This window comes from Amycolatopsis sp. cmx-8-4 (assembly GCF_046548675.1).
Classification (GTDB): Bacteria; Actinomycetota; Actinomycetes; order Mycobacteriales; family Pseudonocardiaceae; genus Amycolatopsis.
On record NZ_JAEBDZ010000015.1, the window covers coordinates 107577 to 122352 of the forward strand.

The 14776-nt window shown below is 72.0% G+C and carries 13 protein-coding genes; 8 read left to right on the forward strand and 5 right to left on the reverse strand.

What is annotated here, in order from left to right:
- Positions 1-222: 222 nt before the first annotated feature.
- The 6 genes from ACLJQZ_RS29260 to ACLJQZ_RS29285 are packed head-to-tail and all read left to right on the forward strand — an operon-like array spanning position 223 to position 9038.
- Positions 223-2271, forward strand: coding sequence for a molybdopterin oxidoreductase family protein (locus tag ACLJQZ_RS29260; RefSeq protein WP_410623076.1), 2049 nt, complete (start codon positions 223-225; stop codon positions 2269-2271).
- Positions 2268-3695 carry an FAD-dependent oxidoreductase gene (locus ACLJQZ_RS29265; RefSeq protein ID WP_410623077.1) on the forward strand — a complete coding sequence of 476 codons (1428 nt, stop codon included), beginning with the start codon at positions 2268-2270 and terminating at the stop codon, positions 3693-3695. Before ACLJQZ_RS29260 ends, ACLJQZ_RS29265 begins: the two co-directional genes overlap by 4 nt.
- Positions 3696-3735: 40 nt before the next feature.
- Complete coding sequence (locus ACLJQZ_RS29270) at positions 3736-5091, forward strand: nitrate/nitrite transporter (protein ID WP_410623078.1); 1356 nt, start codon at positions 3736-3738, stop codon at positions 5089-5091.
- 1 nt (position 5092) lies between these two features.
- The gene (gene nirB, locus ACLJQZ_RS29275; RefSeq protein ID WP_410623079.1) at positions 5093-7597 is read left to right on the forward strand and encodes a nitrite reductase large subunit NirB; all 2505 of its coding nucleotides are present in this window, start codon (positions 5093-5095) and stop codon (positions 7595-7597) included.
- Positions 7594-7938, forward strand: coding sequence for a nitrite reductase small subunit NirD (nirD, locus tag ACLJQZ_RS29280; protein ID WP_410623080.1), 345 nt, complete (start codon positions 7594-7596; stop codon positions 7936-7938). The genes nirB and nirD overlap by 4 nt, the downstream gene beginning before the upstream one ends.
- Positions 7935-9038: a uroporphyrinogen-III synthase gene (locus ACLJQZ_RS29285; protein ID WP_410623081.1), complete on the forward strand. Its 1104-nt coding sequence runs from the start codon at positions 7935-7937 to the stop codon at positions 9036-9038. The genes nirD and ACLJQZ_RS29285 overlap by 4 nt, the downstream gene beginning before the upstream one ends.
- Positions 9039-9078: 40 nt before the next feature.
- Here ACLJQZ_RS29285 and ACLJQZ_RS29290 read toward each other — a convergent pair whose 3' ends face one another.
- Positions 9079-10185 (reverse strand): DNA glycosylase AlkZ-like family protein, encoded by a 1107-nt coding sequence (locus ACLJQZ_RS29290; protein WP_410623082.1) that lies wholly within the window; start codon positions 10183-10185, stop codon positions 9079-9081.
- Between the two features lie 9 nt (positions 10186-10194).
- Positions 10195-10590: a DUF3224 domain-containing protein gene (locus ACLJQZ_RS29295; protein ID WP_410623083.1), complete on the reverse strand. Its 396-nt coding sequence runs from the start codon at positions 10588-10590 to the stop codon at positions 10195-10197.
- 63 nt (positions 10591-10653) lie between these two features.
- Between ACLJQZ_RS29295 and ACLJQZ_RS29300 the strand changes: the two genes are divergently transcribed.
- Both ACLJQZ_RS29300 and ACLJQZ_RS29305 read left to right on the forward strand, forming a co-directional pair.
- Positions 10654-11622: a helix-turn-helix transcriptional regulator gene (locus ACLJQZ_RS29300; protein WP_410623084.1), complete on the forward strand. Its 969-nt coding sequence runs from the start codon at positions 10654-10656 to the stop codon at positions 11620-11622.
- Entirely contained in the window at positions 11615-12421 is an 807-nt protein-coding gene (locus ACLJQZ_RS29305) for a uroporphyrinogen-III synthase (protein ID WP_410623085.1), read from the forward strand. Before ACLJQZ_RS29300 ends, ACLJQZ_RS29305 begins: the two co-directional genes overlap by 8 nt.
- 204 nt (positions 12422-12625) lie before the next feature.
- Here the strand turns inward: ACLJQZ_RS29305 and ACLJQZ_RS29310 are convergent, their stop codons facing one another.
- From ACLJQZ_RS29310 to ACLJQZ_RS29320, 3 genes are read right to left on the reverse strand one after another with little or no spacing between them, the layout of a single operon-like run.
- Positions 12626-13003: a DUF899 family protein gene (locus ACLJQZ_RS29310; protein WP_410623086.1), complete on the reverse strand. Its 378-nt coding sequence runs from the start codon at positions 13001-13003 to the stop codon at positions 12626-12628.
- Positions 12915-13421 (reverse strand): DUF899 family protein, encoded by a 507-nt coding sequence (locus ACLJQZ_RS29315; protein ID WP_410623087.1) that lies wholly within the window; start codon positions 13419-13421, stop codon positions 12915-12917. The genes ACLJQZ_RS29310 and ACLJQZ_RS29315 overlap by 89 nt, the downstream gene beginning before the upstream one ends.
- Positions 13421-14770, reverse strand: a complete 1350-nt coding sequence (locus ACLJQZ_RS29320; RefSeq protein ID WP_410623088.1) for an MFS transporter — start codon at positions 14768-14770, stop codon at positions 13421-13423. Before ACLJQZ_RS29320 ends, ACLJQZ_RS29315 begins: the two co-directional genes overlap by 1 nt.
- Positions 14771-14776: the final 6 nt, after the last annotated feature.

Sequence of the window (14776 nt, forward strand, 5' to 3'; positions counted from 1 at the left end):
GCGCCCGGAACGGCCATCGTGCCGCCCGCAGCGGCCCTCACACTGCCCGCAGTGGCCCTCACACTGCCCGGAGTGGCCAACACGGCGTGGGGCCGGCCCTGACCTCACTGCGCGGGGCGCGTGAGTCGCGCCGCAATGTCAACTGCCTGAAACATCCGGTCGATTCCGAGTAACACGGCCTGCTTAGCGTCGGGTCATCCCGAACGACGCCGGAGGTGACCAGTGCCGCAGGTCGACACGCACTGCCCGTACTGCGCGCTGCAGTGCGGGATGCGCCTCGACGGCGTCCGCGTCACGCCGCGGGACTTCCCGGTCAACGCCGGGGGCCTGTGCCAGAAGGGCTGGACGGCCGGCGAACTCCTGACGTCGCCGAGGCGCCTGACCAGCCCGATGGTGCGCGAGAACGGCGTCCTCGAGCCGGTCGGCTGGGACTTCGCGCTCGACTTCGTCGCGCGGAAGGTCCGGGAACTCCAGCAGAACCACGGCCCGGACGCCGTCGCGGTCTTCGGCGGCGGGGGGCTGACCAACGAAAAGGCCTACCTGCTCGGCAAGTTCGCCCGCGTCGCGCTCGGGACCTCGCAGATCGACTACAACGGCCGGTTCTGCATGTCCTCGGCCGCCGCCGCGGGGAGCAAAGCGTTCGGAGCCGATCGTGGGATGCCGTTCCCCGTCACCGATCTGGGCAACGCCGACGTCGTGCTGCTCGCCGGGGCCAACCCGGCCGAGACGATGCCGCCGTTCGTCCAGCACCTGCGGGGCGCCGACCTGATCGTCGTCGACCCGCGGCGGACGGCGACCGCCGAGCTCGCGAGCCTGCACCTCGCCCCCGCGCCCGGTACCGATCTCGCTTTGGCGCTCGGCATCCTGCACGCCGTCGTCGCCGACGGTCATCTTGATCAGTCCTATGTGGACCAACGGACGAACGGCTTCGACGCGGTGTGGCGGATCGCCGCGTCCTGGTGGCCCGAACGCGCCGAGCGCATCACCGGCGTCTCGGCCGCCGACATGCGCCTGGCCGCCGCGAAGCTCGCCGGCGCCCGCAACGCCTACATCCTCACCGCGCGCGGCACCGAGCAGCACGCCACCGGCACCGCGACCGTCGGCGGCTGGATCAACCTCGCCCTCTCCCTGGGCCTGCCCGGTCGCGCGGGCTCCGGCTACGGCTGCCTCACCGGCCAGGGCAACGGCCAAGGCGGCCGTGAGCACGGTCAGAAGGCCGACCAGCTGCCCGGTTACCGCAAGCTCGACGACCCGGCCGCCCGCGAGTACGTCGCCGGTGTGTGGGGCGTCGAACCGGACTCGCTGCCCGGGCCTGGGCGTTCGGCGTCGGAACTGCTCGAAGCGCTCGGTCAGGAAGGCGGGCCGAAGGCGCTGATGGTGTTCGGCAGCAACGTCGTCGTCTCGGCGCCACGCTCCCAGCGGGTCCAAGATCGACTGTCCGCTTTGGACCTCCTGGTGGTCGCGGACTTCGTGCTGTCGGAGACGGCGGCCCTCGCCGACGTCGTCCTCCCGGTCACGCAGTGGGCCGAAGAGGACGGCACGCTCACCAATCTCGAAGGCCGTATCCTGCTGCGCCGCAGGGCGATCGACCCACCGGCAGGCGTGAAGTCCGATTTGGACGTCCTCAACGGACTCGCCGAACGGCTCGGCCAGCCCGAAGGACGCTTCCCGGCCGACGCCGAGACGGCGTTCGACGAGCTGCGGATCGCGTCCAAAGGCGGCATCGCCGACTACTCCGGCGTCAGCTACGACCGCCTGCGCGCCGGCGAGGCCCTGCACTGGCCGGTTCCGGCCGACGACCACCCCGGCACGCCGCGGATGTTCCTCGACACCTTCGCCCACCCGGACGGCCGCGCGCGGTTCGTGCCGGTCGAGCACACCGGCCCGGCCGAGCTGCCGGACGACGAGTTCCCGCTGCAGGCCACCACCGGCCGCGTGCTGCAGCACTACCAGTCGGGCGCGCAGACGCGGCTCATCGAAGAGCTGAACGACGTCGTGCCGGAGGCGTTCGTCGAGGTCCACCCGGACACCGCCAAGCGCGCCGGGCTCGAAGAGGGCGACCAGGCGCGGATCCGGTCTCGCCGCGGCGAGACGACGGCGAAAGTGCGTTTCGTGCAGTCAATGCGGCCCGACCTGGTCTTCGTGCCGTTCCACTTCCCCGGCGCGCAGCGCGCGAACCTGTTCACCAACCCGGCGCTCGACCCGGTCAGCCGGATGCCGGAGTTCAAGGTGTGCGCCGTCTCGCTGTCCACTGTGGATGGTGTTGCGTGAGCGCCCGGGACGTCGTGATCGCCGGCTACGGCATGGCCGGGGCCCGGCTGGCCGACGAGATCCGCCGCCGCGACCCGGCCGCCGAGCGCGTCCGGCTGACCGTGCTCGGCGCCGAGCGGCACGCGGCCTACAACCGGGTGCTGCTCTCGGCCGTCGTCGCCGGCGGGATGAGCCCGGCGAGCGTCCGGCTGCACGACGACGACTGGGCCGCACGGACGCACGTCGACCTCCGGCTCGGCCTCGCGGCCGCGAGGATCGACCGCGGCAAGCGCCGCGTCGAACTGACCGACGGATCCACAGTGGACTACGACGCGCTGGTGCTCGCGACCGGCGCCAACCCGTGGCTCCCGCCGGTCGAAGGCCTCGCCGCCGGGCCCGGCGTGGTCACCTTCCGCACCCTTGACGACTGCGCCGAGATCCTCGACGCCGCCCGCTTCGGCGCGCCGGTCGCGGTGCTCGGCGGCGGCCTGCTCGGCCTCGAAGCCGCCCGCGGCCTGGCCGGGCGCGGCAACCAGGTGACCGTCGTGCACCCGAACCGCCACGTCATGGAACGCCGGCTCGACCCGGCCGCCGGGCACGTGCTGGCCCGGCAGCTCACCGGCATGGGCGTCACCTTCCGGTTCGGCGCGACCGCCGCCAGCTACCTGCCCGGCGACGGCCTCAAGCTCGACGACGGCAGCTTCGTCCCGGCCGACCTGGTCGTGGTCGCCGCCGGCGTCCGCGCCGAGACGAGCCTCGCCGAGGACGCCGGGCTCGACGTCGACCGCGGCATCGTCGTGGACGACGTCCTGCGCACCAGCGACGGCCGGATCCACGCGCTCGGCGACTGCGCCCGCCACCCCGGCGCCCCGGCCGGGCTGATCCAGCCCGCGTGGGAGCAGGCCGAGGTGCTGGCCGATGTCCTGACCGGCACGAACGCGGCCGCGCGCTACCGCGGCACGACCGCCGTCATCCGGCTCAAGGCACGCGGCGTCGACCTCGCCGCGCTGGGCGAGACCCAGGTCGAGGCGACCGACGACGACGCCGAGGTGCTGACGTTCACCGACCCGGCCGGCGGGCGGTACGGCAAGCTCGTCGTCCGCGAAAACCGCGTCACCGGCGCGATCCTGCTCGGCCTGCCCGACGCGGCCGCGTCGATCACCCAGTACTACGACCGCGGGACGCCGCTGCCGGACGACCGGCTCGCGGTGCTGCTCGGCCGGGCCCTCCCGCCCGGCACCGCTCAGGCGGCCGGCCCGGCCGAGCTGCCGGCGGCGGCGGTGATCTGCCGCTGCAACAACGTCACCAAGGCCCGGCTGATCGAGGCCTGGAAGGCCGGGGCCACCGAGACTCCCGCACTGGCGCGGGCCACGCGGGCCACCACGGGCTGCGGCGGGTGCGCCGACACCGTCGGCGCCGTCGCGAACTGGCTCGCCGCGCAATGACGACCCCGACGACCACCCGACTTCGGACGAGGAGAACGTGATGGCCCATCAAGGGAAGCACTGGATCGAGCACTGGGAACCGGAAGACGAGACGTTCTGGGAAGAGACCGGCAAGCAGGTCGCCCGCCGCAACCTCTGGTTCTCCGTGCTGGTCGAGCACATCGGCTTCTCCGTCTGGACACTGTGGTCGGTCATCGTCCTGTTCATGGGCAAGGACTACGGCTTCGACGCCGCCGACAAGTTCCTGCTCGTCTCGACGCCGACGCTGATCGGTGGCCTGATGCGGCTGCCCTACACCTTCGCCGTTGCCAAGTTCGGCGGTCGCAATTGGACAGTCGTCAGCGCCTTGCTGCTGCTGATCCCGACGATCCTGGCCGCGGTCGTGCTGCACCCGGGCACGTCGCTCGGCACGTTCCTGCTGGTGGCGGCCCTCGGTGGGGTCGGCGGCGGCAACTTCGCGTCGTCGATGACCAACATCAACACGTTCTACCCGGAGAAGCACAAGGGCTGGGCGCTCGGTCTCAACGCGGGTGGCGGCAACCTCGGCGTCGCCGCGATCCAGCTCGTCGGGCTGCTCGTGATCGGGACGGCGGGCGCGACCGCGCCGCGGATCGTGCTGTACGTCTACATCCCGCTGATCGTGATCGCCGCGGTGTGCGCGTACCGCTACATGGACAACCTCGCGACGGTCCGCGGCGACACCAAGGCGATGCGCGAGATCGTCAAGGACCGGCACACCTGGGTGATGTCGTTCCTCTACGTCGGCACGTTCGGCTCGTTCATCGGCTACAGCTTCGCCTTCGGGCTGGTGCTGCAGAACCAGTTCGGCCGGACGCCGCTGCAGGCGGCCGCGGTGACGTTCCTCGGCCCGCTGCTCGGCTCGCTCGCGCGCCCGGCCGGAGGGTGGCTGTCCGACCGGATCGGCGGCGGCAAGGTCACCTTCGCGACGTTCGTCGGGATGGCCCTCGCGACGGTCGTGCTGATCCTCGCCTCGACGTCGAAGTCCCTGACGCTGTTCACGGTCGCGTTCATCGTGCTGTTCGTGCTCACCGGCGTCGGCAACGGCTCGACGTACAAGATGATCCCGGCGATTTTCCGCGCGAAAGCCCGTACGGCGATCGCGAACGGCGCCGAGGAGGCGGCCGAACTGCTCAAGGCACGACGGCGGTCCGGCGCGCTGATCGGCCTGGCCGGCGCGATCGGCGCGGAGGGCGGGCTGTTCATCAACCTCGCCTTCCGGCAGTCGTTCGCCGACGCCAAGAGCGGCGCGCCCGCGTTCATCGGGTTCCTGGTCTTCTACGGGCTGTGCTTCGCCGTCACCTGGGCGGTCTACCTGCGCAAGCCCGCCGAACAGCCGAGTGAGCGCGGCCGGGCGCTCGCGGGAGCGGAGGTCTGAGATGCCCACCCTGGTCGTCGCCGGACACGGCATGGTCGCGCACCGGCTGGTGGAGGCGGTGCGCACCGCCGACAGCGCCGGGCACTGGCGGATCGTCGTCCTGGCCGAGGAACCGCGCCCGGCGTACGACCGCGTGGCCTTGACGTCCTACGTGGACGGCTGGGACCCCGCGTCACTGGCGTTGCCCGGCTCGGACTACGCGGGTGACTCCCTTGTGGACTTGCGGCTGGGCGAGCTGGTCACCTCGGTGGACCGCACTGCTCGCACGGTCACCACCGCGTCCGGCGCCACGGTCTCGTACGACGCGCTCGTGCTGGCCACCGGCTCGCGGCCGTTCGTACCGCCGGTGCCCGGCCACGCCCTGCCCGGCTGTTTCGTCTACCGGACCATCGAGGACCTGGACGCGATCCGCGCGGCGGCCCTGCGCCCGGGCCGCGGCCGGCGTGCGGCGGTCGTCATCGGTGGTGGCCTGCTCGGCCTGGAAGCCGCGAAGGCGTTGCGGGACATGGGACTCTCGCCGCACGTCGTCGAGATGGCGCCGCGGTTGATGCCGCTGCAGGTGGACGAGGGTGGCGGCTCGCTGCTGCGACGGCTCATCACCGGGCTGGACGTGACCGTCCACACGGGAACGTCGACCGACGCGATCGAGGCCGACGGTTCGCGGCTGGTGGCCCGGCTCGGCAACGGAACCGAGCTGGACGTCGACCTGGTCGTGTTCTCGGCGGGCGTCCGGCCGCGGGACGACCTCGCGCGGCAGTCCGGTTTGGACGTCGGGCCACGCGGTGGCGTGTTGGTGGATTCTTCTTGTCGTACGGGTGATCCCTCGGTGTACGCGATCGGCGAGTGCGCCGCGGTCGAGGGGCGCGTCTACGGCATCGTGGCGCCCGGGTACGCGATGGCCGAGATCGTCGCCGCGCAGCTGACCGGCGGTTCCGGGACGTTCCCGGAACCGGACACGTCCACCAAGCTGAAGCTGATGGGCGTCGACGTCGCCTCCTTCGGTGACGCGCACGCGACGACCGAAGGCGCTTTGGAAGTCGCCGTCAACGACGCGGTCGCCGGGACGTACAAGAAGCTCGTGGTCACCGACGACGGCAAGACCCTGCTCGGCGGCGTGCTGGTCGGCGACGCGGCGGAGTACAACACGCTGCGGGCGCTGGTCGGTCGTCCGCTGCCCGCGGAGCCTTCCGCGATCCTCGCCCCGGCCGGTGGCGGTGCGGCGGTCGGTGTCGACGCGCTGCCGGACGCGGCGCAGATCTGTTCGTGCAACGCCGTTTCTAAGGGTGCGATCACGCGGGCGGTGCACGAGGACGGCTGCGACACCGTCGGCAAGCTCAAGGCGTGCACCCGCGCCGGGACGTCGTGCGGCTCCTGCGTCCCGCTGCTCGGCCGGTTGCTGACCGCGGCCGGCGTCGAGCAGTCGAAGGCGCTGTGTGAGCACTTCGGACAGTCGCGCGCGGAGCTGTTCGAGATCATCCGGGCCACTCGGATCTCGACGTTCAGCGAGGTCATCGCTCGTTACGGCACGGGTACCGGCTGCGCGGTCTGCAAGCCCGCGGTGGCGTCGATCCTCGCCACGCTGGGCAGCGGGCACGTGCTCGGCGGCGAGCAGCTGACGTTGCAGGACACCAACGACCGGTTCCTGGCGAACATCCAGCGCAACGGCACCTACTCCGTCGTACCGCGGATCCCCGGTGGCGAGATCACGCCGGACAAGCTGATCGCGATCGGCGAGGTAGCGAAGGAGTTCGGGCTGTACACCAAGATCACCGGCGGGCAGCGGATCGACCTGTTCGGCGCCACAGTGGACCAATTGCCGCTGATCTGGCGGCGTTTGGTGGACGCCGGGTTCGAGTCCGGGCACGCGTACGGCAAGGCGCTGCGGACGGTGAAGTCGTGCGTCGGGTCGACGTGGTGCCGCTACGGCGTGCAGGACAGCGTCGGGCTGGCGATCGAGCTCGAGCTGCGGTACCGCGGGCTGCGGTCGCCGCACAAGCTGAAGTCCGCGGTGTCCGGGTGCGCGCGGGAGTGCGCGGAGGCGCGGAGCAAGGACTTCGGGATCATCGCCACGGACAACGGCTGGAACCTCTACGTCGGCGGCAACGGTGGTACGACGCCGCGTCACGCCGAACTGCTCGTGTCCGATGTGGACACTCCGACGCTGATCCGGACCATCGACCGGTTCCTGATGTTCTACGTGCGCACGGCCGATCGGTTGCAGCGGACGGCGCCGTGGATCGAGGAGCTGGAGGGCGGGCACGACCACCTGCGCGCGGTGATCGTCGACGACAGCCTCGGCATCTGCGAGGACCTCGACGCGGCGATGGCCAAGCACGTCGACAACTACGCCGACGAGTGGCGCGGTGTGCTGGAGGATCCGGAGAAGCTGGCGCGGTTCACGTCGTTCGTCAACGCGCCGGGGACGCCGGACCCGGCCATCTCGTTCCGGTCCGAGCGGGAGCAGAAGGTGCCGGTCATGCTGGGTGTCCCGGAGGTGCGGCGATGACGACGTCTCTCGAACGGACGTGGACGGCGGTGTGCCCGGTGGACGCGGTGCCGGAGTACTCCGGGGTCGCGGCGCTGCTCGGCGACGGCGTCCAGGTGGCGATCTTCCGGCTGCCCGGTTCGCGGTGGTACGCACTGTCCAATTGGGACCCGTGCAGTGGCGCGGCGGTGCTTTCGCGGGGCATCGTCGGGGACGCCGGCGGGGTGCCGGTGGTCGCGTCGCCGGTCTACAAAGAACGTTTTGTGCTCCACAGTGGACAATGCCTGGACGTCGAGGGCGTCGCGGTGCCGGTGTACGAGGTGCGCGTGCGAGAGGGCGTGGTCGAAGTGGAGTCGCCGTGACGGAAGTGCTCCCGCTGGCGGGTTTCGTCATCGGCATCACCGCGGCGCGCCGGGCGGACGAGCTCGGCGCGCTGCTGGTGCGCAAGGGTGCGGGCGTCCGCTACGGCCCGGCGATCCGGATCGTGCCGCTGACGGACGACACCGAGCTGCGCGCGGCGACCGCGCGGCTGCTCGACTCGCCGGTGGACGCGGTGGTGGCGACGACCGGCATCGGCTTCCGCGGCTGGCTCGAGGCGGCCGAGGGCTGGGGCCTGGGGGAGGCGCTGGTCGCACGCCTCTCGACGTCGTCGCTGCTGGCGCGCGGCCCGAAGGTGACGGGCGCGATCCGCGCGGCGGGGCTGTCGGAGGACTACTCGCCGGCGTCGGAGAGCAACGCGGAGCTGCTCCAGCACCTGCTGGCGTCGGGCGTTTCCGGCCGGCGGATCGCGGTCCAGCTGCACGGCGAGCCGTTGCCGTACTTCGTGGACACGCTGCGCGCGGCGGGCGCGGAGGTCATCGAGATCTCGGTGTACCGGTGGGTCGGCCCGGTCGACCCGGGCCCGGTGGACCGCCTGCTGGACGGCGTGCTGGAGGGCTCGATCCACGCTCTGCCGTTCACGAGCGCGCCTGCGGTTGCTTCCTTGCTGGCGCTGGCCCGCCGCACGGGCCGCCTTCCCGGCTTGATCTCGGCTCTTTCGGGCCCGGTGGTGGCGGCGTGCGTCGGCCCGATCACGGCGGGCCCGCTGGCGGCGTTGGGGGTGCCGACGGTCCAGCCGCACCGCGCGCGGATCGGCGCGCTGGCCCGGACTCTCGCCGAGACGCTGGTCGCGCGTTCCCCCAGGCTGCAGGCGGGCGGGCGGTGTCTGGAACTCCGCGGCGAAGCGGCGATCGTGGACGGCGAGTGGTGCGAGGTGGCGCCCGCGCCGATGGCGCTGCTGCGGGCGTTGGCGGCGTCGCCGGGCCGGGTGGTGTCGCGCCGCGAGCTGATCGCGGCGTTGCCGGGCGGCGGGGAGGAGCACGCGGTGGAGACGGCGATCGGCCGCCTGCGGACGTCGTTGGGCAGCGGGCGAGTGGTCCAGACGGTGGTGAAGCGCGGCTACCGGCTGGCGGTGGACACCTGAGGTCGTGAGTGTTCAGGAGGGTTGGAACCCTACTTACCACTCACGACACGGACCAGGTGACGTCGTGCTTCTCGAACCCCCGCGCCGTCGCCACGAGTGCTGCTTCCGCTTCGGCCGCCTCCCGGGCCGCGGGGCGCAGGGGGTCGAACGCCGTCAGGGTGAACGTCAGCTTCGTGCCGCTCGCCTTCGTGCGCCACGTGCCCGCGATGTCGCCCTCGGCCAGCAGGACTCCCGGGTTGCCCAGCATCTTCCAGACTTCCTTGCGCCGCGCCGGGTCCGGGACGAGCAGGGCTTTGTCGCGCGCCTGGATGAACGGGTCCCACGGTGGCAGCAGCCGCACCACGTCCGGCTCCGGTGGGTTCTCCAGGGCAGGCAGCCGCGATGCGGGCAGGTAGCGGGTCTTGCCCTCCACCTCGACGTCGGCCAGGTCCGTGGGCCAGGTCCGGTCCACGACCGCCCGGGACGTCCCGACGAACTCCGCCGCGTCGCCCGGGGACGCCGGGCCGTTGAGCTGCAGGTACGAGGTGATGACCGACGTCGCCGCCGTAGGGTCCGGCGTCGTGCGCATGCGGCCGCGGCCTTCGAGCGGCGCCAAGGTCGCCGGGGTGGCGCCCTTGACCAGGCGGATGCCGCCCAAGGGGGTCGCGATGCGCATCAGCTGCTCGTGGATGTGCGTCGCGTTGCAACCTCGGCACCACCGCGAGAACTCCGGCGGTACGAGCTTCGTGACCGCCGTCGAGACCGCGCCCTTGGTCATCTCCGAAGTGACGACCTTCCGGAGGGCGGCAGCCGCCGTGAAGACCACCTCCGACGCCGCCACGCCCGTCGCCGCCAGCTCCTTGCGCTGCCACAGCATCCTCGCCAGCGCGTCCGCGTCGTCCAGCGGGATCAGCGCGCGCGTCGCCTCGGCGAGGTCGGTGCGGAGGTGGAAGTGCGGCGCACCGCGCAACGTCCAGGCCAGCACCAGGCGGTCGTCGTCCACAAGGGACACCGGACCGTCGAGCCGGGCCACCGCGGCCAGCAGCGCGGTGTCGCGCATGCTGTCCTGCAGACCGGCCCGGACGACGGCGAGATCCGCGACGTCCGTCGAACCGCGGTGCAAGCCGTGCTCGGCGATGCGGTAGGCGAGTACCTGACGACGGTCCACGGGCGACTCCTAGAGGCTGTACTCGAAGGTGTACCCCATTTTCTCCTCGCCCATCGCGCCGCCGACCGTGCCGGTGCCGGTGAGCCCGGTCAGCGCGCCCGTGCCCGAGCCGGGGACCACGCTGAACGTCGACGCGATGCCCTTGGCGTCGAACGTGAACTCGTGCCGCACGATGAACGTCCCTTCGCGACCGTCGACCTTGCCGTCGAAACGCTCGAGGCTCGGCGACGTCGTCGAGCCGCTGTCGTAGCCCTCGCCCGCGTAGTACAGCAGCAGGTCGCAGACCGATTCACCCTCGATGACACCCTCGTACGCCATCGACGCGTGCGCGTGCGCCACCCGCGGCCCGTTCTCCGAGCCGCTGACGACGTTCTCTTCCCAGTTCTTCATGGTGAATGCGTTCATGGAAGACAGTCTGACGGTCATACCTGTCAGCTTGTGTCAGGTATTTCGGTCATACTGATATTCATGCGCGCCAGCCGTCTCCTGTCCGTTCTCCTGCTGTTGCAGAACCGCGGCCGGATGACGGCGGAAGAGCTGGCCGAGGAGCTGGAGGTCTCGGTGCGCACGGTCTACCGGGACATCGACGCGCTCTCGGCGTCCGGCGTCCCGGTGTACGCCGACCGCGGCCGGACCGGCGGGTATCGCCTGGTCGACGGCTACCGGACGCGGCTCACCGGGATGACCGAAGAGGAGGCGCAGTCGCTGTCGCTGGCCGGGCTGCCGGTCGCCGCGGCCGAGCTGGGCCTCGGCACGGTCCTCGCGGCCGCCCAGCTCAAGCTGTACGCCGCGCTGCCGCAGGAGCTGCGTGACCGCGCCGGCCGCGTCGCCGAGCGGTTCTACCTCGACGTTCCTGGCTGGCACCGGGGCATCGAAAGCCTGCCGACGCTGTCCGCGGTCGCCGACGCCGTGTGGTCGTCGCACCGGATCCGGATCCGCTACGAACGCTGGGGGCAGCGGGTCGTCGAGCGGGACCTCGAGCCGCTGGGGCTGATCCTCAAAGCCGGGAACTGGTACCTCGCCGGGCGCTGCGAGGGCAGCGACCGGACGTACCGGATCTCGCGGATCCAGGAGCTGACCGACCTCGGTGAGGAGTTCGAGCGGCCGGCCGGCTTCGACCTCGCGGCCTACTGGCAGGAGTGGTCCGAGCAGTTCGAACGGCGGATGTACCCGCGCGTCGCCGTGGTGCGGCTGTCGCCGCGGGCGCAGGCTCTCGTACCGTTCTACGCGGGTGCCGTCGGGGCCCGGGCCCTGCGCGAGTGCCCGAACGAGCCGGCCGCGAACGGCTGGCTCACCATGGAGCTGCCGGTGGAGCCGGGCGAGCCGGCCATCGGCGAGCTGCTGCGCTTCGGGCCGCACCTGGAGGTCCTCGAGCCCGCGGACCTGCGGGCGCAGCTGGCGGCGGCGATCGAGGAGATGGGCGCGATCTATGGGTGAGCTGAGCGGGGTCGCGATCGGCGTCACGGCCGAACGGCGGGCCGACGACTTCATCGAGGCTCTCGAACGCTACGGCGCCGACGTCCGCCACGCCCCGACGATCACCATCGTCCCCCTGGACGCCGACCCCGACCTGCGCGCGGGCACCGAGGCGCTGCTGGCGTCCCCCGTCGGCTTCACGGCGATCACGACCGGCGCGGGCTTCCGCGGCTGGCTGGCCGCCGCCGACGGCTGGGGCCTGCGCGACCGGTTGCTGACGGCGCTGGGGGAGTCCCGGATCTACGCGCGCGGCCCGAAGGCCGTGGGCGCGTTGCGCGGCGCCGGGCTGCGAGAGTCCTTTTCGGCCGCTTCGGAGTCCAACGCGGAACTCTTCGGGACCCTCGCTTCGGCGGGGCTGGCGGGCAAGCGCGTGGCCGTCCAGCTGCACGGGACGCCGTTGCCGGAGCACACGTCGGCCCTGGAACAGGCGGGCGCGAGCCTGGTCGCGGTCCAGCCGTACCGCTGGTACTCGCCGCCGGACGTCACCCCGGTGCACGCGCTGATCGACGCGGCGATCGGGGGCGAGCTGGGCGCGATCGCGTTCACCAGCGCCCCCGCGGCGGCGAACTTCCTGACGCTGGCCCGGGACCACGGCCGCTACGACGACTTGCTGACGGCGTTGCGCGGCCCGGTGGTGTGCGCGTGCGTCGGCCCGGTGACGGCGGCGCCCCTCGAAGAAGCCGGGGTGCGCACGCGGCAACCGGACCGGCAGCGCCTGGGAGCGCTGGTGAAACTCTTGGTTACGACGCTCAGGGTGTAGCTGCCAACCGACCTGGACGCTCAGGGTGTAGCTGTCAACCGACTTGGCGGCTTTCCGCCCGAGTTGTCCACATCGCGTCCGGCCATCCACAGATTCGCCGCGTCACCCATCCGGGGTGGGGTGGGCCGATAGACTGGAGCAGGGCACGCCCCCCTGGGTGTGGCGGGGGAGTTTCGGTTGGCGGCGACGGGCAAAGCGCGGCGCTCAGTGGCATTGGTGGGGCGGCTGGTCCGACGCCGTTGTGACGCCGAGGTCGTCGGAGCGGCCGGCGGCCAGCCGGGGCCACTGGGCGATGGGCCGGCCCGGGCCGGGTGTCCACGCGGGCGCGCCGGTGTCGGTCCGGACGTTCGTGCGGTCCTGTGGCCAGCCGTCCGGGGAGTCCTCCCAGGGCTCCCGGCGGCCGAAAACCGTCAGGTCCATCAGCGCGTAGCTGTAGTCCATCGCTTCCACCCCACGGCGTTTCGTCCAGTACGTCTCGAAGACGCGGTCGCCCTCACGCAGGTAGCAGACCAGGTGGAACAGGCCGGCCTCGCGCCCGACGAGCAGCGTGTCGAGCGACGGCTGCGCCGAGTACCAGGGCATGTGCCAGTCCATGAAGCCGCGGTAGCGCAGGCTTTCGGCGTACGACGTCGGCGTCGGCCGGGCCGGTGGAAACGTTGCGGCCCTGGGAAAAGACCGCGTACGTGATGTCGCGGGAGTGCAGGTTGGCGAGTTCCGCGACCTGGTTCGTGTAGAACGTGCAGCCCTCGCACTGCTCCGCCGCGGGCCGGCCGGGGTTCCACATGAAGTAGTAGGCGATCAGCTGACGGCGTCCCTCGAACGCGTCCAGCAGCGTGACCGGCCCGTCCAGGCCGAGCAGCTCGAGGGTGGCGTCCACCTCGACCATGGGCAGCCGGCGGCGGGCCGCGGCGATCGCGTCGCCTTCCCGGGTGTGGGCCTTTTCCCTGGTGCGCAAGACATCCAGCTCGGCCTGAAACGTTTCGCGGTCGACGATGGCCATCAGGACTCCTTCAGCTTGGCGGTGAGCAGGACGACGCTCGCCAGGGTGACGACCACGGCCACGCCCAGCGCGAGGTGGATGCCGGTCAGCTCGGCGGCTTGCGTCGCGGCGACGGCGCTCAGGACCGGGATGCCGACGGTGATGCCGACCTGCTGGGTCATCGACGTCAGGCCGGTGGCCAGGCCCTGCTCCTCGTCCGGCAGCCCGGACGTCGCGGTCACGGTGTACGCCACGATCGCGGCGACGTGTCCGAAGAACCCGGCGAACAGGGCCGGCAGCAGGATCAGCAGGGCACCGCGGCCGGGGCCGAGGAACAGCAGCGGCACCGTCGCCAGCGCCTCGACGGTCAGCCCGGCGGCCAGCAGGACGCGGCTGCCGAAGCGGCCGATCGCGCGCCCGGCGAGCACGCCCGCGGCCACCGACGCCAGGCCCGGCACACCGAAGACCAGGCCGGTCGCCCACGGCGAAAGCCCCAGGATCCGCTGCAGGTAGAGGGTCGTCAGGAAGATCACCGCGGGTTCCACCGCGAACAGCACCAGCCCGGCGAAGTTGCCCCACTTGACCGTGCGGCGGGCCAGGATTCGCGGCGGCACGAGCGGTGCCGGCGAGCGCTGTTCGATGAGCCAGAACGCGGTCAGCAGCACCACTCCGGCGACCGCGGCGAGCACGCTCTTGTCGATGACGGCGTAGACCAGTGCCAGCAGGCCGCCGCTGATCGTCAACGCGCCGGGCAGGTCCGGCCGCGCGCGGCCGGCCACGGTCGATTCGGGGACGAGGAACGGCGTCGCGACCAGGATGGCGACGGCCACCGGGACGTTCATGAAGAACGCCGCGCGCCAGCTGAGCAGGCCGACGAGAGCGCCGCCGACCAGCGCGCCGACGGTGAAGCCGCCGGAGAGCAGGGCGCCGTTGAGGCCGAGGACGCGGTCCCGCGCCCGGCCTTCGGCGAACGTCGTGGTCAGCAGCGACAACGCCGAGGGCAGCGTCATCGCGGTGGCGAAGCCCTGCAGCGCGCGGGCCGTCAGCAGCAGCTCCGGCGTCGTGGCGAGACCGCCCAACAGCGACGCCGTGGCCAGCAGGGCCGTGCCGGACCAGAACAGCCGCCGGCGGCCGAACAGGTCCCCGAGGCGGCCGCAGACCAGGGTGAAGCCCGCGGCGGGCAGGACGAACGCCGTGCTGACCCACGGCAGCGACGTCAGGTCCAGCCCGACACCCGCGCCGACCTGCGGCAACGCGACGTTCAGGATCGAGAAGTCGATCGACAGCAGGAAGCCGGCACCGAGCAGCACGGCCAGGACGGCGCGCTGTCTCGGCGTGAAATGGGCAGGGGGTAGCGCAACGACGGACATGGGGTT